Below are 20615 nucleotides of genomic sequence, written 5' to 3'. Positions count from 1 at the left end.
AGGCGCTCAGATGCGACCGCTGAGCGCCGCCAGGGTAATCCGCCAGCGCTTGCCAAATGCCGAGGGCTCACGGCCCCGCCCATAGGCCCGGGCCAGAGCGCCGTGGGCAGCGGCCGGAAAAGCGGCGACCCCCAGCCTACGGGCTTCTGCCCGAAGGGGCCGCGAAAGGGCGGGATTCAGGGGCATGCCTGAGGCCATCGCCCGCCGCGCCAGGCTCCAGAGCGCGCCACCGGCTTCGGCCCGGTCGCCCTCCTGCGGTCCCCCCAGGACCTGGGCGGCAAGCCTTGCTGCAGCACCTGCGGTCTCCCTTGCCAAAAGGACGGCCTCCTCGTCCTGCAGGGGTTCTGGATCAAGTTCGCGGTAACGGGCGTCGATCATCGCCTCCAGGGGAGCCCTGGGCAGCCCCCGGCGGGCAATGACATCGGCCAGGGCCACAGCGGTGGGATGGCGGCGCACGGGTCCTGCCCCATAGGCCTCATCCAGCACCTCCCGCCACCAGGCCAGCCGGATTTCCCCCAGCAAGGCGTTGGAGGCCACCTTCGGCGCGCGGGCCAGCTCATGGTCATAGGCATAGAGGGCGATCACATCGGCCCGCTCATGGGGGTCGGCGATCAGGCGGCTGGACAGCCAGCGATCAGGGTCCACCCGCGCGACCAGGGCGTCCAGGTCGTCGGCCGGCGGCGAGGCGTCTTCGTCCATGGGGTCCTGAAATAGAAAGGACCCGCCAGGGCGGCGGGTCCTGAAGGTTTACAGCCGTGCTGGCGTCTATCCGAAGATGGTCTGGTTCATGGCCATGGTGACCAGCATGGGCAGGGACAGCAGCGTGTTGGTACGCGAGAACAGCATGGCGGTGCGGCCGGCCTTGGCCTTGGCCGCGTCGTCAGCCTCGACCATGCCGAGCGCGATCTTCTGGTTGGGCCAGATGACCAGCCAGACGTTCAGGAACATGATCACCGCCAGCCACATGCCCACGCCGATGAAGGTGTGCTGAGGCGCAACAAAGCCCCCCACGGCACCGAGGCTGAAGGCCTCGAGCAGATAGCCACGGCTCCAGGCCAGGGCGATACCGGTGATGACCGTGAACAGCGCCGCCCAGCGGAACCAGAAAAGGGCCTCAGGGGCGATGTACTTGCTGACCGCCGGCTTCAGCTCAGCCGGAATCTCCGGCATTTTGCGGATCTGGACGAAGTTGAAGTAGTAAAGCAACCCGATCCAGAGGATGCCGAGCACCACATGCGCCCAGCGCAGCACGGCCTGGACGAAGATCACATCAGCGCTCTGATTGTGCGCCAGATAGCCGACGATCATGACGACCGAGAGCAGGAAGCTCACGATCATCGTATTGCGAAAATTAGACAGCAGACCCTGCATAGCGATTTCCCCGTTTCTGCCCCTGGCCTATAGCCGAGCTCGTCAGGGCGCAAGTCCGTCGCATCAGACCTGTCCTGACGCAGCCTGGCCCCCTGGCCAAGCTCACATGGCCCTAGGTCACATGGCAATGAGGGCGCAGGCAAGTCTGCGGCCCTGGGCTGTAAGCACATTATAGGTGCGAGAGGCCGCGGCAGTGTCCATGTATTCCAGCCCGATCCCCCCCTTCTGCAACAGATCACGCAGGGCGCGCGGGGGCAGACCATTGACCGGACCCGTGCCCAGAAGCAGCAGCTCCACCTCCCGGGCACCGGCGGCGAAGACCGGATAGAGGGAATCAGGCGTTGCGTCCGCAAGCCGGCTCACCGGCCAGGGGGCCGCCACGTCCGCGACGATCAACAGTGACCCCGGCCGCCAGACCCCCGAAACCCGAAAGCCCCCGGGACCATAGCTGTCCAGGCTGGGCGCGTTCCTGGCCATGGTCCTAGGTGCGCACCGGCAGGGGTTCGGCCTCTTCGTCCCCCCGCCTAACGCCCCAGATGAGGATCACCGGCGCAGCCACATAGATGGACGAGTAGGTCCCGATCACCACCCCAAAGATCATGATCACCGAGAAGGCGAACAGGGTGGGACCGCCAAACATCGCCAGACCGACCAGGGCCAGCACCGCTGTGAGGCCCGTGATGATGGTCCGGGACAGGGTCTCGTTGATCGTCAGGTCGATGACCTCGGCCAGAGGCATCTTCTTGTACTTGCGGAGGTTCTCTCGCAGTCGGTCGAACACAACGACGGTGTCGTTCATCGAATAGCCGATGATCGTCAGGATGGCCGCAATGGTGGTCAGGGAGAACTCCAGATCGAACAGGGCGATAAACCCAAACGCCAGGATCACGTCGTGGAACAGGCCGACCACGGCCCCGACCCCGAACTGCAGCTCGAAGCGGAACCAGATGTAGAGCATCATCAGGGCAATGGCGACGCCGAGCGCCAGCAGGCCGCTCTGGAACAGCTCGCCGGACACCTTGGGACCCACCACCTCGGTCTTATCGAACGCCACCGCACCCAGGGCGTTGGTGAGCGTGGACTTCACCTCAGCGATAGCCTGTTCGGAGCTTTCCCCTTCCGGGGTCTGGAAGCGGACCAGGGCCGAGGTCGGTGCGCCAAACGCCTGGACCTGCACGTCGCCAAGCCCAAGTTGTCCCAGTTCCTCCCGCACCACGCCCAGGTCGACGACCTTGGGGGCCGTAGAGATTTCCAGCAGGGTGCCGCCGGTGAAGTCGATCCCGCAATTCAGGCCCCCGCAGGGCGGGGTCAGGGGATAGAGCGTCAGGAACAGGGAGGCGATCGCCCCCACAATGGAGGCCACGCCCGCGAACTTGGCGAACGAGACGAACCGGAAGTTCGTCTTGACGGGGATGATCTTGATCAGGGGCCACATGGTTCGCAACCTCAAGCGATCGGCAGGGTCTTGGGCCGGGCGACCCGGAACCACAGGCCCAGTAGGACCTGGGTGACGAGTACCGCGGTGAAGACCGAGGTGATGACCCCAATTGACAGCGTCCAGGCAAAGCCCCGCACGGGCCCAGAGCCGAACTGGAACATGATCAGGGCAGCCAGGATGGTGGTGACATTGGCGTCGATGATGCTGCTCATGGCCTTGGAGAAGCCCGCGTCCATGGCCGAGATGGCCGACCGTCCGGCCCTGATCTCGTCTCGCATCCGTTCATAGATCAGCACATTGGCATCGACGGCCACGGCGAGGGTCAGGATCAGGCCCGCAATACCTGGCAGGGTCAGCGTGGCCTGGGTCAGGGACATGATGGCGAAGATCAGGGTGGCGTTAATCAGCAGGGCAATCACCGAAATGCCGCCGAACAACCCCCCATAGGCCAACACCATGAAGACCAGGATGGTGACAAAGGCGATCACGGTGGAGATCTGACCAGCCTGAACGGCGTCAGCCCCCAGTTCGGCACCGACCGTTCGCTGTTCCTCAACCGTCAGAGGGGCCGGCAAGGCACCAGCCCGAAGGAGAACCGCCAAGTCGTTGGCGCTTTCGGGCGTGAAGCTGCCGCTGATCTGACCGCTGCCGCCGGTGATGGCGCCGCGGATGACCGGGGCTGAGATCACCTTGCCATCCAGGACAATGGCAAAACGCTGGCCGATATTGGCGGCTGTGGCGTCGCCAAACCGCCGCGCTCCGATGCTGTTGAAGCGGAAGTTCACCACCGCCTCGCCGGTCTGGGCGTCGAAGCCCTGGCTGGCGTCAGTGAGCATCTCCCCCGAGACAAGGGCCCGACGGCGCACGACGATGAAGGTGGACATGCCATCTTCGCTGGGCAGCACTTCCGACCCGGGAGGTGCCCGGCCCTCGGCGGCGGCGGCCATGTCTGCGCTCTCATCGACCATCTGGAAGGTCAGCTTGGCCGTCTGGCCAATGACGTTCTTGAGACGTTCGGGGTCACTCTCGCCGGGCGCCTGGACGACGATCCGGTCAATGCCCTGGCGGATGATGGTTGGCTCGCGGGTGCCCAGTTCGTCGATACGGCGACGGATGATCTCGATGGACTGTTCGACGGCCTTGGCCGCCTCGGCGTTCATCGCCTCTTCGACAAAGGCGATGCGAATGCCCGCCTCCCCGTCGTTGCGAACGGTAATGTCCCGCCCCCCGGTCGTTCCGGCCAAGGGCGCGCCCAGGGTGTTGCGCAAAATGCGCACCGCATCATCCCGTCGCGCAGGGTCTGCGGTTCGCAGGGAGATCTCGCCATTCTGCTGGCGCAGCTCGAGGAAGGCGATGCCTTCCCCGTTCAACGTCACCCGGGTGTCTTCCAGGGTATTGACCAGGCGTTCCGCCCGCAGCGCCTCAGTGTCCACTTCCAGCAGAAGGTGCGAGCCCCCCTGTAGGTCGAGACCCAGGTTCAATTGCTGGCGCGGGAAGAACCCTGGCATGGCAGCCAGGGTCTGGGGCAGCAGCAGGTTGGGTGCGGCGAAAAGAACACCGAACACCGCCGCCATTACGACAGCGATGATCTTCCAACGCGACAGGGTCATCATGAGGCGAGGCCGCCCTTATGTTGGCGCAGGATCAGTCAGGACTTCGAGTCGTTGGCCGGAGCCGGCTCGCCCCGGACCCGGACCTCAGCGATCATGGTCCGCACCACCTTGACGGTCACACCGGTGGCGATTTCAAGGCCGATCTCCTTGTCCTCCACCCGGACGACCTTGCCCATCATGCCGCTGGACAGGATCACCTGGTCCCCGCGCTTGAGGTCGGCCACCATCTGCTGGTGCGCTTTCATCCGCCGCTGCTGCGGGCGGATCATCAGGAAATAGAACAGCACCACCAGCAGGATCAGCGGCAGGAACTGGAGCATCATATCCATCGGGCCAGCCGCGGCGGCGCCGGCGGTCTGGGCATAGGCGGGGGTGGCGAACATGGCCTCTCCGGCAAGTCGTCAAGGGCCGGTGCGTCGGCCCCTCTTCAAGTCGGCGGAAGCTATGCGCTGGCGCCCCCTTTTGCAATGCGAGCCCGAGGGTTAAGCAGCCAAGTCATGGAACAAGACCTGCGTCCCCTGCTCATCCGCATTGCTGAAGCCCTGGAACGACTGGCCCCGCCAGCCCCTGTGGTGCGCGATTTCGCCACCGCACGGCTGTTTCGCCATGACCCGCAGACCGGCGGCTTTCATCCTGCCCCCGACTATCCCCTGAGCCTTGATGCCCTGGTGGGCATTGATCGGCAGAAGGGTCGCTTTCTGGAGAACCTGGAGCGGTTCGCCGACGGCCTGCCGGCCAACCATGTCCTGCTGTGGGGTGTGCGGGGCACCGGCAAGAGCTCCATCGCCAAGGCCGCCTTCATGGCTATGGCCAAGGCTAGGCCAGCCCTGAAGCTGGTGGAGGTCGACCGGGATCAGGTCACGGCCCTGCCGGCCCTGTTCGACGTGCTCCGAGGCCAGGATGAGCGCTTTGTGGTGCTTTGCGATGACCTGTCCTTTGAGGAGGGGGCCGCCGCCGCCAAGGCGCTGAAGTCCGCCCTTGAGGGTGGGGTTTCAGGTCCGCCAGCCAATGTGCTGTTCGTGGCCACATCGAACCGCCGCCACCTGATGCCCCGGGGCCATCAGGAAGACCGGGGCCAGATCGCCACCGCAGAAGACGCCGAGGAGGAAGTCAGCGTCTCTGACCGATTCGGCCTTTGGATCGGCTTTCCGCCCATGGACCAGCCCACCTATCTGCAGGCCGTGCGGGCCTATGCTGAAACCCACGGCCTCAGCGACCCGCACCTCGACCGCCTCGCCCTGCAGTGGGCGCAGCTGCGCGGGGCAAGGTCTGGCCGGGTCGCCTGGCAGTTCATCCGCGACCTGGCCGGAGCGCAGGGCAAGTCCCTGCCCCTCTAAGGCTGGGCACAGCCCTACTGGGGCAGGACCAGCATGGGATCGATGGGCCGGGCGCGATCCTGCGGGGTCGGGGCATAGCGCACCTCGAAGTGCAGCTGCGGCTCTCCGACTTCGCCGGTGGCACCGGCCTGTCCGATCTGCTGGCCTTGGGTGATCCTGTCCTGCATCTTCACGTCGATCCGCGCCAGGTGACCATAGGCGGTGACCCAGCCGTCGGCATGCTTGATCAGCACAAGATTGCCAAAGCCTGGAACCTGATCGCCGGCATAGACCACGTCGCCAGCCGCTGAGGCCCTGACCGGCTCGCCGGAGCGGGCGCGGATATTGACCCCATCATTCCTCTTGCCCGTGCCCTTGGGCCCGAAGGTCGAGACAATGTCGCCCCGCAGGGGCCACACGAACCGGCCACGACCGAGTTGCGCGATCTGGGCGTCGGCGGGCGTTCGGTTGCTGCTGACCAGGGGCGCAGGTGCCGTTGGGGCCGGCGTGGGGGTCGCGGGACGCGGCGCAGGCGTAGGCGTCGGGGGCGGAACCTGGGGTCGGGCGACTGCGGCGGGCGGCGAGGCGGCTGTCGCCGGCGGGGGCGTGACGGGCGCCGCGGCGACTGCAACCGGAGCTGAGCGGGTCACCGGCACGCGCACCGTGCTGGTCACAGGGCCGGTGTCCCGGAAACCCTCGGGCAGCAGCAGCCGCTGGCCAGGACGAATGACATCGGCCAGCTGCATTTCGTTGGTGTCGGCGATGGCCTGGCCCGAGACGCTGAACCGGCGCGCGATGGCAAACAGGGTGTCCCCGCTGGCCACCACATAGGCCTTGGTCTTGCTGGAGGGGCCCGTCAGCACCTGACCTGGACGGATCACATAGTTAGGGGCGCTGAGATTATTGTCGGCGGCCAGCTGGTCGCGGGTCGTCGAGAGCTTGCGGGCGATCGCGTACACCGTATCGCCTGAGGCCACTGTATAGCTCTGCGGCGGGCCGTCGGCGTCCACCACCTGGCCCGTGGCCGTGGTGCGGGTGACGGTCTCATACTCCTGGGCCGGCGGCGGCGGCGGCGGCGGGATATTGCCAGCTGGCCTCGGCTGCGCCTGGGGGAGCGGGTCTAGGGGCCGGGATTCGATCGGCGTGGTCGGCTGAGCCATGGGGGGCGCTGTGGCGCTCTGCGCCGGCGGAAGCTCGGGCTCAAGGGGCGCGCCCTGGACATCAGGACCCTGACGCACCGGGAAGTTGGGGCGAACCTGCTCAACCCCTTCAGGCTGGTAGGTTGTACAGGCCGCAAGGATGCTGCCGGCAAGCAGGACCAGAGCCGTACGGGTCAATGAGTGCGTCATGGCCGCTCCATGGGACAGGTTCTGACTCAGTCGGGGCATCAGGGTTAATGGTGGGTTAAGGCCGACGCCCAAGCCTTCCCATCTTTAGCGCAAAGCGACGTCCGTCAGAGTTCCCGGGCAACGCCGTCGAGGAGCGGAACAAAGCGAACCTCGCCTAGATCCTCCACGTCGAACCCACCCTTTCCGTCTCCGCAGTAGCGCCTCAGGATCTGGACGGGGCCGCGACCCACCGGGGCCACCAGGATCCCATGGGGCTTCAGCTGGGCCAAAAGGGCCCGGGGCTCATCTGACGCGGCAGCTGTGACCATAATGCGGTCAAACGGAGCCTGTTCTGGCCAGCCCAGGCCCCCATCGCCAAAGCGGGTGATGACATTGGTCAGGCCGAGCGCCTTGAACCTTGCTTCGGCCTCGGCCAGCAAGGTCCGGTAGCGCTCCACCGTATAGACCAGCCGGGCCATGCGAGAGAGGATCGTGGTCTGGTAGCCCGAGCCGGTGCCGATCTCCAGAACCCGAGCGCGGGCTTCGATCTTCAGGGCCTGGGTCATCAGGCCGACAATGAAGGGTTGGCTGATCGTCTGGCCGCAGGCAATGGGCAGGGCGGAGTCTTCGAAAGCCCGCTCCTGAAAGAGGTCGGGGGTAAACAGCTGCCGAGGGGTCGACTCCAGTGCTCTCAGCACCTTGGGATCACTGACCCCTTGGGAGCGCAGGGCGAGCACCAGCCTCGCCAGTCGGGTTTCCGGGCTGTCCTCGGGATCCTGCGCCATCTCAGGCCTTCGGGGGAGCGCCGCCCAGCACCCCACGCATCTTGAAAACGGTTTCGGCGTGGGTCAGGTCGATGTGCAGGGGGGTGACCGAAATCTTGCCCTCATAAATCGCCCGCAAGTCGGTCCCCTCCCCCGGCTCGGACCGCTCCTGGCGGAAGCCCATCCAGTAATAGTCCCGGCCTCTCAGGTCGCTACGCTTTTCCGCATGGCGAACCTGGACATCACGGAACCCCTGACGGGTGACCTCGACCTCGGTCACATCGGCCGGGGCGCGGTTGGGGAAGTTCAGGTTCATGACCACGTCCTTGGGCCAACCGATTTCCAAGAGGCGCCTGAGGATACCCGGGGCGAACGCCTCGGCCACCTCAAAGAACGGGTCACGGGGCTTGGGGCCGCCGGTCTGGGAGAGCGCAATGGCAGGCACCCCCATGGCCATCCCCTCGATGGCACCGGCCACGGTGCCGGACATGGTCACATCCTCGGCGATATTGGCCCCGCGATTGACGCCAGACAGCACGAGGTCGGGCTTGGCACCCTTGATCAGCTCACTCATGCCCAGCATCACGCAGTCGGTGGGCGTGCCGGTAACGGCGAACCGGCGGGGGTCAAGGGTCCGGACCCGCACAGGCTCCGCCAGGGTCAGGGCCCGGGAGGCACCAGACTGTTCGTACTCCGGGGCCACGATCCAGATGTCGTCCGACATCTGCCGGGCAATGCGCTCCAGGGCCTCAAGACCCTCGGCGTGGATGCCGTCGTCATTGGTCAGCAGAAGTCTCATGCGCCGGCCTCGATGCGGGTCAGCCCGCCCATGTAAGGGTGCAGGGCCTGGGGAATGGCGATGGCGCCGTCCTCATCCTGATAGTTCTCGATGATGGCCACGAGCGTGCGGCCCACCGCCAAGCCTGAGCCATTCAGGGTGTGCACGATGCGGGTGGCCTTGTCCCCGGCCGCCTTGGTGCGGGCATTCATCCGGCGGCCTTGGAAATCCCCGCAATTGGAGCAGGAGCTGATCTCGCGGTAGCGCCCCTCCGAGGGGATCCAGACCTCCAGGTCATAGGTCTTGCGAGCCGAAAAGCCCATGTCGCCGGTGCACAGCAGCATGGTGCGGAAGGGCAGCTCAAGGGCCTTGAGCACGGCTTCCGCGCAGCCGACCATGCGCTCGTGCTCGGCATCCGACTGGTCAGGCGTGGTGATGGAGACCAGCTCCACCTTCTGGAACTGATGCTGGCGGATCATGCCGCGGGTGTCGCGCCCCGAGGCGCCGGCCTCCGACCGGAAGCAGTGGGTCAGCGCCGTCAGCCGCAGGGGCAGTTCCTCGGCCGGCGTGATCTGATCACGGACGAGGTTGGTCAGGGACACCTCCGCCGTAGGGATCAGCCAATACGGACTTCTGTTCTTTAGTTGCTCTAAAATGGCGACCAAGCCTTGCTCAACCTCTTCCGCAGTTGCGCCAAGTGAGAGCTTTGGTGCGCCCTTCGCCCAAATTTCTGGATCGATGACGCTGGACGCGTTGAATAGGTCCTCTGCAAATTTCGGAAGTTGACCGGTCCCGTACATGGCCTCGCTTCGGACCAGCAGAGGCGGCGAAACCTCCAGATAGCCGTGTTCGCGAGTCTGCAGGTCGAGCATGAACTGCCCCAGCGCCCGCTCGAGCCTGGCCAGCTGGCCCTTGAGCACCACAAAGCGCGAACCGCTCATGCGGGCAGCAGCCTCGAAGTCCATCAGGCCGAGCCGCTCGCCCAGATCCACATGGTCCTTAGGCGCGGTGATGGCGAAGGGCTCGCCCCAGCGGCGGACCTCCTGGTTGTCGGCCTCATCGGCACCGGCGGGCACATCCGGTGCCGGCAGGTTGGGCAGGCCAGCCAGAAGGTCGCGCAAGGCCTCGCCAGTCTCCCGCTCGACCGCACCTTGTGTGTCGAGGACAGCCTTGAGGGTCTCCACCTCAGCCATCAGGCGGGCGGCTTCGGCCTCGTCCTTGCGGCCCTTGGCCTGGCCGATCTGCTTGGACAGGTCATTGCGGCGGCTCTGGGCCTCCTGCAGGGCGGTCTGGGCCGCGCGCAGGGTGGCGTCCAGGGCGAGGGCCTCTGCCGCAACACCGGACCGGCCCTTCGCGCTCCAGGCCTGGTCATAGAGGTCGGGATTGTCCCGAATGGCCTTGATGTCGTGCATGGGCGCGCCAGCGATCTCTGGGGATTGAGCGGCCTTCTCTAGAGCGCGTCGGCCATGGGGCCAAGCCCCGCGCCGTCTTGTCCAGAAGAGATAGAGCCCGCGCTAGATCGCGATTACGTCCTTGCCCTGAGCTTCATCATCCCGCAGCCGCCGACGCTCAATCAGGCGTACGCACCAGATGGAGATTTCGTAGAGCAGGATGATCGGGATGGCCAAGGACAGCTGGCTGATCGGATCGGGCGGCGTGACGATGGCCGCGACGATGAACACGCCAAGAATCGCATAGCGCCGCCCAGTACGCAGCATCTCAGCATTCACGATCCCGGTCAGGGCCAGCAGGGTCAGAACCACCGGCAGCTGGAAGCACAGACCAAAGGCCAGCAGCAGGGTGGTCACCAGGGTCAGATAGTCCGAGACCTTGGGCAGCAACTCCACGGTCACCGCGGCATCGCCGACAATCTGCTGCGACAGGGAGAACCACAGGACGAACGGCAGGATCATGTAATAGACCAGCGCCGCCCCCAACAGGAACAGCCCGGGCGCGGCCGCCAGAAACGGCAGGAACGCCCGTCGCTCGCGCTTGTAGAGCCCCGGCGCCACAAAGGCATAGACCTGCCAGGCCAGAATCGGGAAGGCGACGATCACCGCCCCGAAGGCCGCCAGCTTCAGCTTGGTGAAGAAGAATTCCAGGGGGGCGGTGAAGACCAGTCGCAGGCCCTCTCCCCCCTCAGGAACGTCGGTCAGCCCGGCCATGGCCGACATCATGGAAAAGGGGCCATGCCCGCCGCCGGCGTTTTCCGCGGCCATCAGCTGGGCAGCCACCTCGAAGGGATGCAGCAGAAAGATGTAGATCGGCTCGGAAAAGGCAAAGCACAGGACAAAGCCCGCCGCAAAACCGACGATACAGATCACCAGCCGCTTCCGCAGCTCCACCAGATGCTCGAGCAGCGGTGCCCGGGAGGACTCGATCTCCCGGTCGTCGTCATCCTCAACGGGGCTCACGCCTTATCTCCCGCGGACTTTGCGCTTGCGGACTTGGCGCTTGCAGTCTTGGCGCGGCTGGCCCGGGGGCGAGGTGCTGGGGACTGGGTCGTACCCGCCGCCTTGGGGGCGGCCTTGGCCCGGGGTGCCTTCGCCGCCGCGACGGCAGCGACAGGCTCTGCCTTAACCTGCGGCGTCATCTGAGGCCCAGGATCAGGCTCGGCCAAGGACTGGCTGCCAGCATAGGGGTTCGACATGGACGGATGCAGCTGGATGTCCCGCTGGGACAGACCGGTTTCGATCTCGCGCATCACAGCCTGGGCGTCGGTACGCCCCATCTCGTCATCCAGAAGCCGGCCGCTGCGCAGGGCCTCGACCTCCTTGCGCAGGTCATCCAACTCTGACTGTCGGCCCATTTCATCGAAGCTGGCGCGGAACTCTGCCGCCATGCCCCGCAGGCGCGCCGTGAACTGGCCCAGCCGACGCAACAGCATCGGCAGGTCCTTGGGCCCCACCACCACCAGGGCGACAATGGCGATGAGCAGGAGCTCTCCTGCGCCGATATCGGGAAGCATGACGGTTATGGCCTAGAACGCATGGGGCGAAGGTGAGAGCGGTCCGAGGGTCAGATCCGCCCCGCACCCTGGAATCTAGAGCACGTGGGTCGGGGCGGCGACGCCGGCCCCGGGGCGCGATCAGTTACGGACTTCGTCCTTTTCCCGCTCAGGGATGGTCTTGACCACCTCGGGCTTGGTCTCCGGGGCGTCTTCAGTCTTGAGGCCGTCACGGAAGGCCCGGATGCCCTTGGCGGCGTCGCCCATGACCGACGAAATCTTGCCCCGACCGCCAAACAGCAGGGCGAAGACGACGAGGACGATCAGCCAATGCCAGATCGAGAACGTGCCCATAAGGCGAAACTCCTGTGATGAGCGGCTGCTGGCGACCGCGTCGCCAGCCCTCAATTTCAAAACATTATAACGAGTAAGGCCTCAATGCGCCAAGGTGAGGGCGAGGGTTTTCGAGCCAAGGGCTCAATTTCCCGTCAGGGACGCGACCCTGCGTCGTCCTGACCGAGGAAATCGGTGTGGAATTCTGGGGCTTCGCCGGTGAAATCCAGCGGGTCTTCGTCGTCCCGGACCGCCGTGGGATCGGGCACAGAGAAATCTGCCGGCAGATCCAGGCTGAGCAAACCTGCCGCCTTCATCTCGGCCATGCCAGGCAGATCAGCCAGACTGGCCAGTCCATAGTGCTCCAGAAAAGCCTCCGTGGTGCCATAGGTCACCGGTCGGCCCGGCGAGCGACGACGTCCGCGCATGCGGACCAGACCCAGCTCCAGCAGGACATCCAGGGTGCCCTTGCTGGCCTGGACCCCCCGCACGGCCTCGATCTCGGCGCGGGTCACCGGTTGATGGTAGGCGATGATGGCCAGGGTTTCCTGGGCGGCGCGAGACAGGCGTCGGGGCTCCTCCCGTTCCTCGGTCATCAGATGGGCCAGGTCTTCGGCTGTTTGAAACCGCCAGCGTTCGGCGACGCAGGCCAGCTCGACGCCCCGCCCAACATAGCGGGCTTTCAGGGCCATCAGGGCAGCGCCCACATCGGCCTCGGCTGGCAGGCGCGCGGCGAGTTCCGCTGCACTCAAGGGTCCAGCGGCGGCGAACAGCAGGGCCTCAAGGGCCCGTTCCACCGCTAGATTGTCGGCTGAAGCGTTCATGGGGCCGTCGCCCCCTGGCGCGCGCGCAGATAGAGATCGGCGAAGGCTTCCAGCTGGCGGGCCTCCAGGCTGCCTTCTCGCACCAGTTCCAGGCTCGCCGAAAGCGTGGAGGCCAGATAGGACGCCCGGGATGGCCCTTCGCCAGGGCCGGCCCGAACCGGGGCAACCCCCGCCAGGGGAGTCCAGCGTTCTAACCCGGGTAACAGCCCCCGCAGACGCTCGCGGGCGGCCTCCAGGGGGTAGGCCCTGGGGGGGCGCGGGGTGTAGCGGCGGCTATCGTCCCGCCGGCGCTGATCCAGATAGGCGTCCATCAAGCTGTAGAGATCCCCCTCGATCCGCATGGAGGGAATAATCCGAATGGCCTGGGGGTCGCCACGGCCAAACACGTCACGGCCTAGTTGAGGCCGGTCTTTCAGGACTTCTGCCGCCTGACGCATGGCGTCCAGCTTGGCCAGCCGAAAGGCGAGTTGCGCCGCCATCTCTTCAGCCGGTGCCTCTTCAGCCTGGGGCCGTTCAGGCTTGGGCAGCAGCAGCCGAGACTTCAGATAGGTCAGCCAGGCGGCCATGACGAGATAGTCCGCCGCCAGGGAGAAGCGCTGTCGCCGCGCCTGATGAACGAAGGCCAGATACTGCTCAGCCAGCTTTAGGACCGACAGCTTGAGAAGATCCACCTTCTGGGTTCGCGCCAGGGCCAGCAGGACGTGCAGCGGCCCCTCATAGCCCTCCACATCAATGATCAGCGCCTCCCCGTCCTCGGCTGCGGTGGCCGCAGCCTCGAAATCGAGATGGGGCTGGAAACCGGTGCTGCTCATCAGCCGGAGAAGGCCGCCTCGAAGCGGGCCCGGGCCTCGGCGAGGTCAAGAGGTTCGGGCCGCTTGGCCAGCCGGGCCAGGGCCGCTTCGGCTCTGCGGCGGGCCTTGCCCGACAGCTTGCCGCTGGCCTCGGCGATGGGGATCATCTCAGCCATGTCGCCATTGCAGTGGAGAACCACGTCACAGCCCGCCGCCAGGGAGTCCCGGGTGCGGGCCTTGAAGTCACCGGACAGGGCCTTCATCGACAGGTCATCACTCATCAAAAGGCCCTGGAAGCCGATGGACTCGCGGATCACGTGCTTGATCGCCTTGCGGGACGTGGTCGCCGGGCGCTTGGGGTCGATGGCCGAATAGACCACGTGAGCGGTCATCGCCATGGGCATGTCCGACAGCACCCGGAAGGGGGCGAAGTCGACGATTTCCAGATCCTCCAGGGCAGCGTCGACCACCGGTAGGTCCAGGTGGCTGTCGGCCATGGAGCGGCCATGGCCGGGGATATGTTTGATGATCGGCAGCACGCCGCCGGCGATCAGACCCTCGGCGGCGGCCCGGCCCAGCAGGGCCACCTCTTCGGCGGTATCCCCATAGGCCCGGTCGCCGATCACATCGTGGGCGCCGGCCTGGGGCACGTCGAGCACGGGGACGCAGTCGGCATTGATGCCCAGCTCAGCCAGATCGTGGGCCATCAACCGGGCGCCAAGCCGGGTGATCTCGCGGCGGAGCAGGGGATCGTTGCCGGCCAGGGCACCATAGGCGCGGCCCGGCGGATACACCGGCCAGTGGGGCGGTCCCAGGCGCTGGACCCGGCCGCCCTCCTGATCGATCAGCACCGGGGCGTCATCACGGTCGACCGTGGCGCGCAGGGCCGCCACCAGGCGCTTGACCTGCTGGGGGTTCTCAATGTTGCGCTTAAAGAGGATGAAGCCCCAGGGCTTCACATCGGCGAAGAAGGCCGCTTCCTCCCGGCTCAACTCCGGGCCCGCGCAACCGAAGATGCAGGCGCGCTGGCTCATCGGACGAAACAGCTGCGGCCGGCGGCCTTGAGGCGGTCACAATAGGCGCTGGCCTCCGCCCGGGAGGCAAAGCCCGTGACATAGCCGCGATAGAGGGTCTTGCCATTGCTCTCCACTGGCTCAACCCGCTTGCCTTTGCCGGCTGCGGAGTCCGGTAGGGCGCGCATGGCGTCGGCCCAACCGGCATCGGCCAGGGCCTCGGAGGAGAAGGCCCCCACCTGCACCATGGCCGCGCCCGTGGCCACGGCGGCCGGCGCTGATGCAGCAGCCTTGGCCGCAGGGGCCTGGGCCGGAGGGGGTTTGGGTGCTGGGGCTTTGGGCGCAGGTGCAGGGGGCGGCGTGGCGGGCGGTGCCTTGGCCAACGGCACCGGCTGTGGCGGTGTGATCGGTTGGGCGACCACAGGGGCGGTCGGCCGAAGCTGCGGCTCCTCGGGCGGCGGGACAAAATTGGGCTCCGCCGGAAGCGCGGTTCCATCTTCCGAGCGGTAGATCTGCAGGCCTGTGGCGGGATCGACGGGCTGGTCGGCTTCCGTAGGCGCCGTCTTCATTTCTCCAACCGGGACTCCGACCGTCTGAGGTGCCTCATCAGCCCCCCGGGAGCCAGAGCGATAGATCAGCACAATGGCCAGAACCAGGACGACCAGAACGACCGCGCTGACCACCAGCATCATCGGCGCAGGCCGCGACCCGCGCACAGGCTGGCGGGCGTCAAAGGACAACGGCGCGTCAGTGGGGGGCGTATAGGCACCGCGATCATGATCGGACATCGCGCAGGCTCCGCGGGAAAGGGTCGCTTGGCCCCGCCGCGAATCGGACGTGACCGATCGTCAGTCTATCGAAGCCGCATCATTCATGCGGCCCCCTTGCGGGCTAATTCCAGACATCGAGGTGGAATAGCCGACGGTGCTCCTCGATGGCGTAGCGATCGGTCATGCCGGCAATGTAATCGCAGACCACCTTTGCCCGCCCCGCGTCCCCGAGATCCTTGGCCCGGGCGAACCACTCGGTGGGCAAGACGTCGGGTTCCTGCATGAACAGGCCAAACATCTCGGCCAGAATGCGGCGGGCCTGACTGCGGGTCCGATTGACCCGCCAGTGGCGGTACATCCGCTCCATCAGAAAGGCGCGCAGTTGGGCCAGATCCTCGATCATGTCCGGGGAGAAGGCCACCAGGGCACCGGACATCATGCGGACATCCTCCGGGCTCGCCAGCCCATTGAGCTGGGCCCGGCGGCGGGTCTCCACCAGGACGTCGTCGACCATGGCCCCGATCATCCGGCGCACCGCCTCCAGGCGAATGATGCCGGCGTCGAGCCCCGGATAGTCCTTGTAGACCTGATGGAGGATCGGGCCGATCAGCGGCACATCCAGCAGTTCCTTCAGATGGAACAGGCCCGCCTGAACCCCGTCATCCACATCATGATTGTTGTAGGCGATATCGTCGGCCAGGGCGGCCACCTGGGCCTCAGCCGACGCCCAGGTGGACAGGCGCAGGTCGTATTCCCCGTCAAACTCGGCGATGGCGCTCCAGGACGGGCGCTCGAGCTTCGAGGCCACCGGCCCGTTGTGCTTGATGACCCCCTCCAGGGTCTCCCAGGTCAGGTTGAGCCCATCCCAACCCGGATAGCGTCGCTCCAGCCGGGTGACGACCCGGAAGGTCTGAACATTGTGGTCGAACCCACCATAGGTCTCCATGAGCACCTGAAGCTCGTCCTCTCCGGCATGGCCGAAGGGCGGATGGCCCAGATCATGGGCCAGGGCGATGGTCTCGGCGAGATCGGCGTCAAGTCCCAGGGCCACCGCCAGGGAGCGGGCGATCTGCGCCACCTCCAGGGAGTGGGTCAGGCGCGTGCGGAAATGGTCACCCTCATGGGCCACGAAGACCTGGGTCTTTTCCTTCAGCCGCCGAAAAGCGGTGCAGTGGATGATCCTGTCCCGATCGCGGGCAAATGGGGTGCGGGTGGCGCTTTCAGCCTCATTGACCTTGCGCCCCCGGGAGGCTGTGGGATCTTCGGCATAGGCGACGCGGAAAGGCAGGGAGGCGGCCATTGAACCCTTCATTCGGACGAGCCCCTTGGTCGAGGCCGCTTGAGTCCTCATATAGTTCAGGCCACAGGTGGATTTAACAGGCCATGACCAATCTCGATCTGACCCTCTCCGCTTCGGCCGCTGAACGACTGAAGGTCATCAGCCAGGCCCAGGGCAAGCCGATCATGCTGCGCGTCGCCGTGGAAGGCGGTGGATGTTCCGGCTTTCAGTATCAGCTGGACCTGGTGGACACCGCCGAGCCCGATGACCTGCGCATCGAGCGGGACGGCGCGGCAGCCCTGGTGGATGAAATCTCCATGGTGATGCTCAAGGGGTCCGAGATCGACTTTGTTGATGAACTGGTCGGCGCGGAGTTCAAGATCCGCAATCCCAATGCCAAATCCAGCTGCGGCTGCGGGGTCAGCTTCTCCATCTGAACTCAGGGTCCCGTCAGAGACCATTGAGCCGGCGCGGTCGCGCCTCTAGCTTCGCGCTTCGCCAACCCCCTGGAGTCCGCGATGCGCCTGGCCACCTGGAACGTCAATTCCGTCAATGCCCGGCTGGAGACGGTGGTCCGGTGGTTCGAAGAGGCCAGGCCCGACGTCGCCTGTCTGCAGGAAATCAAGTGCATCGACGAGAAGTTTCCCGCAGAAGCCTTTGAAAGACTTGGCTATAATGTCGAGGTTCTGGGCCAGAAGACCTATAATGGCGTCGCGCTTCTGTCGCGGACGCCGCTGGAGGATGTTCGCCGGGGCCTGCCGGGCGATGAGGCCGATGAACAGGCGCGCTACATCGAGGCCCTGGTATCAGGACCAAGGCCCGTGCGGGTGGGATGCCTCTATCTGCCCAATGGCAATCCGGTGAACACTGAGAAGTTCGACTACAAGCTGGCCTGGATGGGACGGCTCAATCGGCATGCCCAGGACCTCCTGGCCCTTGAAGAGCCCCTGGCCCTGATGGGGGACTACAACGTCATTCCAGAGCCAAGAGACGCTGAAAATCCTGAAAAATGGCTGGATGACGCCCTGTTTCAGCCCCGCTCCCGGGAAGCCTTCCGGGCGCTGAAGTGGCTGGGTCTGTCAGACGCCTATATGCAGGCCGACGGGGCGGCGGGCGCCTATACTTTCTGGGACTATCAGGCTGGCGCTTGGCCGCGGAACCACGGCATCCGCATTGACCACGCCCTGCTGTCCCCCCAGGCCGCAGATCGCCTGCGCGGGTGCGAGATTCATCGGGATGTGCGCGGCTGGGACAAGCCTTCGGACCATGTCCCCCTCGTCATTGACCTCGACCTCTGAGCCGCTTTCCGGCGCCGGCGAACAGGGTTAGGTTTTCCGCCCATGGATGAGACGGCGCGATTGCTCCTGTGGCTGGCCCTGGCGGGTACGGCGGTGACCTTCGCCGGCAGCGCAGCCATCTGGTTCATGGACGAGACGCGGCGCATCCGCCGGGCGTTTCGCCATGTGCTCAAGGTTCCTGCCGACTCCATGCTGACCGCCAATGGCCGCGGCGTCGGGTTCAGTTTTTCCCGCAATCTCGCCGCCGTGGCCTGGGACCAGGGGGCCTGGTGCCTGGTCTACCGGATCGATGAACTGGTGGGGGCCGAGCTGCTGGTAGATGGAGAAGTCCGCGCCCGGGCCTATCGGGGCGAGGGCCGCCGCGCCCTGGAACGCACCACCCCAGGCAGCGGCCAGGTGGCCCTGCGGTTGATCTTTGACGACGCCCGCTATCCCGACTTCGAGATCGCCCTGTGGATGCCAGGCGACGAGGCCAAGCGCAACGCGCCCTCCCCGGCCGAGGCGATCCAGGAGGCCAACCGTTGGATCGCCCGGGTCGAGGCGATCCTGCGGCGGGCTTCTCCGCCGCGCCCGCCTACGCCCCCGACCCAGGCAGCGCCGCCGCCCATGCCTCAGACGGCGCAGCCCATAGCCCCGCCGCCGGCCCCATTGGCTCAAGCCGAGGCCGATCTCCCCCCATGGGACGAGACCCCGGCTCGCCCTGCGGCCCGACCCTCCCCGCGCAGGGCAGAGCCTCGCACCCGAGATCTGTTCGACGACGACCAGGACGACGGCTTCACTTGACGGTGTAAATTTATCGCGGGATGGTCCGCCGACCCTGGGGAGAGCGCCAATGATCCAGTTGACCGCCGCCGCGGCTTTTTTTGTCCTGATCCACCTGATGATTTCCGGCACCCGTGTGCGCGATCTCCTGGTGGGCAAGATGGGCGAGGGCCCATATATGGGCCTGTTCTCCCTGCTCTCGGTGACGGGGCTGACCTGGATGATCATGGCCTATGGCCAGGCGAGAACAGAGGTTTGGAATACCGTCTACTGGGGGGTCGGCGACGCGACACGCCACACCCAGCTCCTGCTGCAGTTCATCGCTATCGTCTTCGTAGTCATCGGTCTGACCACCCCCAATCCCACCAGCGTCAAGCAGGAGGGCGTGCTGCAGCGGGAGGATGCCGTAAAGGGCATGCTGCGCATCACCCGCCATCCGTTCCTTTGGGGGGTCGCGATCTGGGCCATCGGCCATCTGATCGTCAATGGCGACCGCGCCGGTATGACGCTGTTTGGCACCATGCTGGTCCTGGCCGTGGCCGGGACCGCCAGCATTGACGCCAAGCGCCGCCGGGCCCTGGGGGCGGCCTGGGAGCCCTTTGCCCAACAGACCTCGAATATCCCCTTTGCGGCCATCCTCGCTGGCCGACAGACCCTGCGCCTGGGAGAAATTGGCCTCTGGCGCCCCCTGACGGCCCTTGTGATCTACGGCGTCCTGCTGTTGGGCCACGGCCACCTGTTTGGGGCACCGGCCCTGCCCTGAGGCCTACACCTCAGGGGGGTCAGGCCAGGGCGAAGTCCAGGGCGGCGGTCACGTGGGCTAGGGCCGAATCGACCACCGGCACCCCGACTGCGCCCGGCTCCAGCAACAGGCCAAGTTCGGTGCAGCCGAAGATGACCCCGTCCGCGCCCTCGGTGCGACCGCGCTCGATCATTGCCATGACCGCCATCCGCGCGCCGACATCGCAGACCCCCTGACACAGCTCGTCATAGATGATGGCATGCAGGCGCTCCCGCGCCGGCTCCCCCGGGATCATGGGGGCAAGACCGAACGCCTTCAGCCGCTCGATGTAGAAGCGTTCCTCCATGGTGAAGCGGGTGGCCAGCAGCAGGGGCCGCTTCACCCCGTGGCCCACCAGAGCCCTGGCCGTGGCGTCGCCAATGTGGATCAGGGGCACGGAGATGGCTGCGGTCACCTGATCGGCCACCAGATGCATGGTGTTGGCGCAGATCAAAATGGCTTCGGCCCCGGCCTGTTCCAGGGCCTGGGCCGCCCTGGCCAGGTGCGCTCCGGCTCTATCCCAGTCCCCGGCCGCCTGCATCTGCGCGATGGGCGCGAAGTCCACAGACCACAACAGAAGCTCAGCCGAATGCAGTCCCCCCAACCGGGCCCGGACCCCCTGGTTGAGCAGCTGGTAATAGGTGGTGGTGCTCTCGGCGCTCATGCCGCCGATCAGGCCGAGACGACGCATAGGCTGACGAATCCGTTGAGACTGAATTGTCCCTAAAGTGCTGCCTCAACAGCCCCAACGATGGCGGGGTCCATGGGTTCAGTGCGCGGGCCAAAGGCGCAGATCAGCTTGCCGTCCTTGCCCACCAGCAGCTTGTGGAAGTTCCAGGCCGGATCAGCCGCCTCCCCCAGCTCGCCCTTGGCCCACTGATAGAAGGGATGTGCGCTCTGCCCCTTCACATCGGTCTTGGCGGTCAGGGGGAAGTCGACGGCGAAGCGAGTGACGCAGAACTCCGCGATCTCAGCCTCGGTCCCCGGCTCTTGACCCGCGAACTGGTTGGACGGCACGCCCAGCACCACCAGACCCCGGTCCCGATAGCTGGAATACAGGGCCTCCAGCCCCTCATATTGCGGCGTAAGTCCGCATTTCGAGGCGGTATTGACCACCAGAACAACCTTATCCCGGAAGGTGGTCAGGGGCAGATCGCCCCCGTCGATGGCTTGGAACGAGAAGTCGTAGGCGTCGGCCATGAGGCTCTC

25 protein-coding genes are annotated in these 20615 nt (G+C 66.0%); 5 read left to right on the top strand and 20 right to left on the bottom strand.

Annotated features, from left to right (window positions below; all coding sequences use genetic code 11):
* Positions 1-6: 6 nt before the first annotated feature.
* The 6 genes from MH112_RS07280 to yajC form a co-directional block, all read right to left on the bottom strand.
* Complete coding sequence (locus MH112_RS07280) at positions 7-699, bottom strand: squalene/phytoene synthase family protein (protein ID WP_296565863.1); 693 nt, start codon at positions 697-699, stop codon at positions 7-9.
* Positions 700-765: 66 nt separating this feature from the next.
* Entirely contained in the window at positions 766-1371 is a 606-nt protein-coding gene (locus MH112_RS07275; RefSeq protein WP_296565861.1) for a urate hydroxylase PuuD, read from the bottom strand.
* 117 nt (positions 1372-1488) lie between these two features.
* Positions 1489-1848, bottom strand: coding sequence for an Mth938-like domain-containing protein (locus MH112_RS07270; RefSeq protein ID WP_296565856.1), 360 nt, complete (start codon positions 1846-1848; stop codon positions 1489-1491).
* 4 nt (positions 1849-1852) lie between these two features.
* Complete coding sequence (secF, locus tag MH112_RS07265) at positions 1853-2806, bottom strand: protein translocase subunit SecF (RefSeq protein ID WP_296565855.1); 954 nt, start codon at positions 2804-2806, stop codon at positions 1853-1855.
* A gap of 11 nt (positions 2807-2817) precedes the next feature.
* A complete protein-coding gene (secD, locus tag MH112_RS07260; RefSeq protein ID WP_296565852.1) occupies positions 2818-4422 on the bottom strand; it encodes a protein translocase subunit SecD in 1605 nt (534 codons plus the stop codon).
* 35 nt (positions 4423-4457) lie between these two features.
* Positions 4458-4751, bottom strand: coding sequence for a preprotein translocase subunit YajC (gene yajC, locus MH112_RS07255; RefSeq protein ID WP_296566231.1), 294 nt, complete (start codon positions 4749-4751; stop codon positions 4458-4460).
* Positions 4752-4919: 168 nt separating this feature from the next.
* Here yajC and MH112_RS07250 point away from each other — a divergent pair, with 168 nt between their 5' ends.
* Positions 4920-5759, top strand: coding sequence for an ATP-binding protein (locus MH112_RS07250; protein ID WP_296565849.1), 840 nt, complete (start codon positions 4920-4922; stop codon positions 5757-5759).
* Positions 5760-5773: 14 nt separating this feature from the next.
* Here the strand turns inward: MH112_RS07250 and MH112_RS07245 are convergent, their stop codons facing one another.
* The 12 genes from MH112_RS07245 to MH112_RS07190 form a co-directional block, all read right to left on the bottom strand.
* Positions 5774-7087 (bottom strand): LysM peptidoglycan-binding domain-containing M23 family metallopeptidase, encoded by a 1314-nt coding sequence (locus tag MH112_RS07245; RefSeq protein ID WP_296565847.1) that lies wholly within the window; start codon positions 7085-7087, stop codon positions 5774-5776.
* 104 nt (positions 7088-7191) lie between these two features.
* The gene (locus tag MH112_RS07240) at positions 7192-7851 is read right to left on the bottom strand and encodes a protein-L-isoaspartate(D-aspartate) O-methyltransferase (RefSeq protein WP_296565844.1); all 660 of its coding nucleotides are present in this window, start codon (positions 7849-7851) and stop codon (positions 7192-7194) included.
* Position 7852: 1 nt separating this feature from the next.
* Positions 7853-8629: a 5'/3'-nucleotidase SurE gene (surE, locus tag MH112_RS07235; RefSeq protein ID WP_296565843.1), complete on the bottom strand. Its 777-nt coding sequence runs from the start codon at positions 8627-8629 to the stop codon at positions 7853-7855.
* Positions 8626-10020 carry a serine--tRNA ligase gene (serS, locus tag MH112_RS07230; RefSeq protein WP_296565840.1) on the bottom strand — a complete coding sequence of 465 codons (1395 nt, stop codon included), beginning with the start codon at positions 10018-10020 and terminating at the stop codon, positions 8626-8628. Before serS ends, surE begins: the two co-directional genes overlap by 4 nt.
* A gap of 102 nt (positions 10021-10122) precedes the next feature.
* Entirely contained in the window at positions 10123-11022 is a 900-nt protein-coding gene (gene tatC / locus MH112_RS07225; protein ID WP_296565838.1) for a twin-arginine translocase subunit TatC, read from the bottom strand.
* Positions 11019-11576: a Sec-independent protein translocase protein TatB gene (tatB, locus tag MH112_RS07220; protein ID WP_296565836.1), complete on the bottom strand. Its 558-nt coding sequence runs from the start codon at positions 11574-11576 to the stop codon at positions 11019-11021. Before tatB ends, tatC begins: the two co-directional genes overlap by 4 nt.
* 120 nt (positions 11577-11696) lie before the next feature.
* Positions 11697-11909: a twin-arginine translocase TatA/TatE family subunit gene (locus MH112_RS07215; protein WP_296565834.1), complete on the bottom strand. Its 213-nt coding sequence runs from the start codon at positions 11907-11909 to the stop codon at positions 11697-11699.
* 134 nt (positions 11910-12043) lie between these two features.
* Positions 12044-12712 (bottom strand): SMC-Scp complex subunit ScpB, encoded by a 669-nt coding sequence (scpB, locus tag MH112_RS07210; RefSeq protein ID WP_296565833.1) that lies wholly within the window; start codon positions 12710-12712, stop codon positions 12044-12046.
* Positions 12709-13524, bottom strand: coding sequence for a ScpA family protein (locus MH112_RS07205; RefSeq protein ID WP_296565831.1), 816 nt, complete (start codon positions 13522-13524; stop codon positions 12709-12711). Before MH112_RS07205 ends, scpB begins: the two co-directional genes overlap by 4 nt.
* A complete protein-coding gene (gene nagZ, locus MH112_RS07200; RefSeq protein WP_296565828.1) occupies positions 13524-14537 on the bottom strand; it encodes a beta-N-acetylhexosaminidase in 1014 nt (337 codons plus the stop codon). Before nagZ ends, MH112_RS07205 begins: the two co-directional genes overlap by 1 nt.
* A complete protein-coding gene (locus MH112_RS07195) occupies positions 14534-15304 on the bottom strand; it encodes an SPOR domain-containing protein (protein ID WP_296565825.1) in 771 nt (256 codons plus the stop codon). The genes nagZ and MH112_RS07195 overlap by 4 nt, the downstream gene beginning before the upstream one ends.
* A gap of 103 nt (positions 15305-15407) precedes the next feature.
* Positions 15408-16586, bottom strand: coding sequence for a deoxyguanosinetriphosphate triphosphohydrolase (locus MH112_RS07190; RefSeq protein ID WP_296565822.1), 1179 nt, complete (start codon positions 16584-16586; stop codon positions 15408-15410).
* A gap of 83 nt (positions 16587-16669) precedes the next feature.
* Between MH112_RS07190 and MH112_RS07185 the strand changes: the two genes are divergently transcribed.
* The 4 genes from MH112_RS07185 to MH112_RS07170 all read left to right on the top strand — a co-directional run bounded on the left by MH112_RS07185 (position 16670) and on the right by MH112_RS07170 (position 19388).
* On the top strand, positions 16670-17002 hold the full coding sequence (locus MH112_RS07185) for an iron-sulfur cluster assembly accessory protein (RefSeq protein ID WP_296565818.1): 333 nt from the start codon (positions 16670-16672) through the stop codon (positions 17000-17002).
* An 81-nt stretch (positions 17003-17083) separates the two neighbouring features.
* Positions 17084-17863: an exodeoxyribonuclease III gene (gene xth, locus MH112_RS07180; protein ID WP_296565814.1), complete on the top strand. Its 780-nt coding sequence runs from the start codon at positions 17084-17086 to the stop codon at positions 17861-17863.
* A 42-nt stretch (positions 17864-17905) separates the two neighbouring features.
* Entirely contained in the window at positions 17906-18646 is a 741-nt protein-coding gene (locus tag MH112_RS07175) for a hypothetical protein (RefSeq protein WP_296565811.1), read from the top strand.
* 49 nt (positions 18647-18695) lie between these two features.
* On the top strand, positions 18696-19388 hold the full coding sequence (locus MH112_RS07170; RefSeq protein WP_296565808.1) for an NnrU family protein: 693 nt from the start codon (positions 18696-18698) through the stop codon (positions 19386-19388).
* 19 nt (positions 19389-19407) lie between these two features.
* Here the strand turns inward: MH112_RS07170 and MH112_RS07165 are convergent, their stop codons facing one another.
* On the bottom strand, positions 19408-20097 hold the full coding sequence (locus tag MH112_RS07165; RefSeq protein ID WP_296565805.1) for an aspartate/glutamate racemase family protein: 690 nt from the start codon (positions 20095-20097) through the stop codon (positions 19408-19410).
* 32 nt (positions 20098-20129) lie between these two features.
* Positions 20130-20606, bottom strand: a complete 477-nt coding sequence (locus MH112_RS07160; RefSeq protein ID WP_296565802.1) for a glutathione peroxidase — start codon at positions 20604-20606, stop codon at positions 20130-20132.
* Between the last annotated feature and the right edge of the window lie 9 nt (positions 20607-20615).

This window comes from Phenylobacterium sp. (assembly GCF_022402485.1).
Taxonomy (GTDB): Bacteria; Pseudomonadota; Alphaproteobacteria; order Caulobacterales; family Caulobacteraceae; genus Phenylobacterium.
The sequence above is the reverse complement of the archived record's forward strand: the minus strand, read 5'-3'. Positions and strand labels throughout refer to the sequence as shown.

What these genes read in the sequence shown, in the direction of transcription:
- secD (WP_296565852.1), bottom strand. Translation starts at nt 4,422, where the DNA reads ATGATGACCCTGTCGCGTTGGAAGATCATCGCTGTCGTAATGGCGGCG.
- MH112_RS07160 (WP_296565802.1), bottom strand. Translation starts at nt 20,606, where the DNA reads ATGGCCGACGCCTACGACTTCTCGTTCCAAGCCATCGACGGGGGCGAT.
- tatB (WP_296565836.1), bottom strand. Translation starts at nt 11,576, where the DNA reads ATGCTTCCCGATATCGGCGCAGGAGAGCTCCTGCTCATCGCCATTGTC.
- MH112_RS07245 (WP_296565847.1), bottom strand. Translation starts at nt 7,087, where the DNA reads ATGACGCACTCATTGACCCGTACGGCTCTGGTCCTGCTTGCCGGCAGC.
- MH112_RS07185 (WP_296565818.1), top strand. Translation starts at nt 16,670, where the DNA reads ATGACCAATCTCGATCTGACCCTCTCCGCTTCGGCCGCTGAACGACTG.
- yajC (WP_296566231.1), bottom strand. Translation starts at nt 4,751, where the DNA reads ATGGATATGATGCTCCAGTTCCTGCCGCTGATCCTGCTGGTGGTGCTG.
- nagZ (WP_296565828.1), bottom strand. Translation starts at nt 14,537, where the DNA reads ATGAGCCAGCGCGCCTGCATCTTCGGTTGCGCGGGCCCGGAGTTGAGC.
- MH112_RS07240 (WP_296565844.1), bottom strand. Translation starts at nt 7,851, where the DNA reads ATGGCGCAGGATCCCGAGGACAGCCCGGAAACCCGACTGGCGAGGCTG.
- MH112_RS07275 (WP_296565861.1), bottom strand. Translation starts at nt 1,371, where the DNA reads ATGCAGGGTCTGCTGTCTAATTTTCGCAATACGATGATCGTGAGCTTC.
- MH112_RS07190 (WP_296565822.1), bottom strand. Translation starts at nt 16,586, where the DNA reads ATGGCCGCCTCCCTGCCTTTCCGCGTCGCCTATGCCGAAGATCCCACA.
- surE (WP_296565843.1), bottom strand. Translation starts at nt 8,629, where the DNA reads ATGAGACTTCTGCTGACCAATGACGACGGCATCCACGCCGAGGGTCTT.
- MH112_RS07270 (WP_296565856.1), bottom strand. Translation starts at nt 1,848, where the DNA reads ATGGCCAGGAACGCGCCCAGCCTGGACAGCTATGGTCCCGGGGGCTTT.
- MH112_RS07280 (WP_296565863.1), bottom strand. Translation starts at nt 699, where the DNA reads ATGGACGAAGACGCCTCGCCGCCGGCCGACGACCTGGACGCCCTGGTC.
- MH112_RS07170 (WP_296565808.1), top strand. Translation starts at nt 18,696, where the DNA reads ATGATCCAGTTGACCGCCGCCGCGGCTTTTTTTGTCCTGATCCACCTG.
- MH112_RS07205 (WP_296565831.1), bottom strand. Translation starts at nt 13,524, where the DNA reads ATGAGCAGCACCGGTTTCCAGCCCCATCTCGATTTCGAGGCTGCGGCC.
- MH112_RS07250 (WP_296565849.1), top strand. Translation starts at nt 4,920, where the DNA reads ATGGAACAAGACCTGCGTCCCCTGCTCATCCGCATTGCTGAAGCCCTG.
- xth (WP_296565814.1), top strand. Translation starts at nt 17,084, where the DNA reads ATGCGCCTGGCCACCTGGAACGTCAATTCCGTCAATGCCCGGCTGGAG.
- scpB (WP_296565833.1), bottom strand. Translation starts at nt 12,712, where the DNA reads ATGAACGCTTCAGCCGACAATCTAGCGGTGGAACGGGCCCTTGAGGCC.
- MH112_RS07175 (WP_296565811.1), top strand. Translation starts at nt 17,906, where the DNA reads ATGGATGAGACGGCGCGATTGCTCCTGTGGCTGGCCCTGGCGGGTACG.
- MH112_RS07215 (WP_296565834.1), bottom strand. Translation starts at nt 11,909, where the DNA reads ATGGGCACGTTCTCGATCTGGCATTGGCTGATCGTCCTCGTCGTCTTC.
- MH112_RS07165 (WP_296565805.1), bottom strand. Translation starts at nt 20,097, where the DNA reads ATGCGTCGTCTCGGCCTGATCGGCGGCATGAGCGCCGAGAGCACCACC.
- MH112_RS07195 (WP_296565825.1), bottom strand. Translation starts at nt 15,304, where the DNA reads ATGTCCGATCATGATCGCGGTGCCTATACGCCCCCCACTGACGCGCCG.
- serS (WP_296565840.1), bottom strand. Translation starts at nt 10,020, where the DNA reads ATGCACGACATCAAGGCCATTCGGGACAATCCCGACCTCTATGACCAG.
- secF (WP_296565855.1), bottom strand. Translation starts at nt 2,806, where the DNA reads ATGTGGCCCCTGATCAAGATCATCCCCGTCAAGACGAACTTCCGGTTC.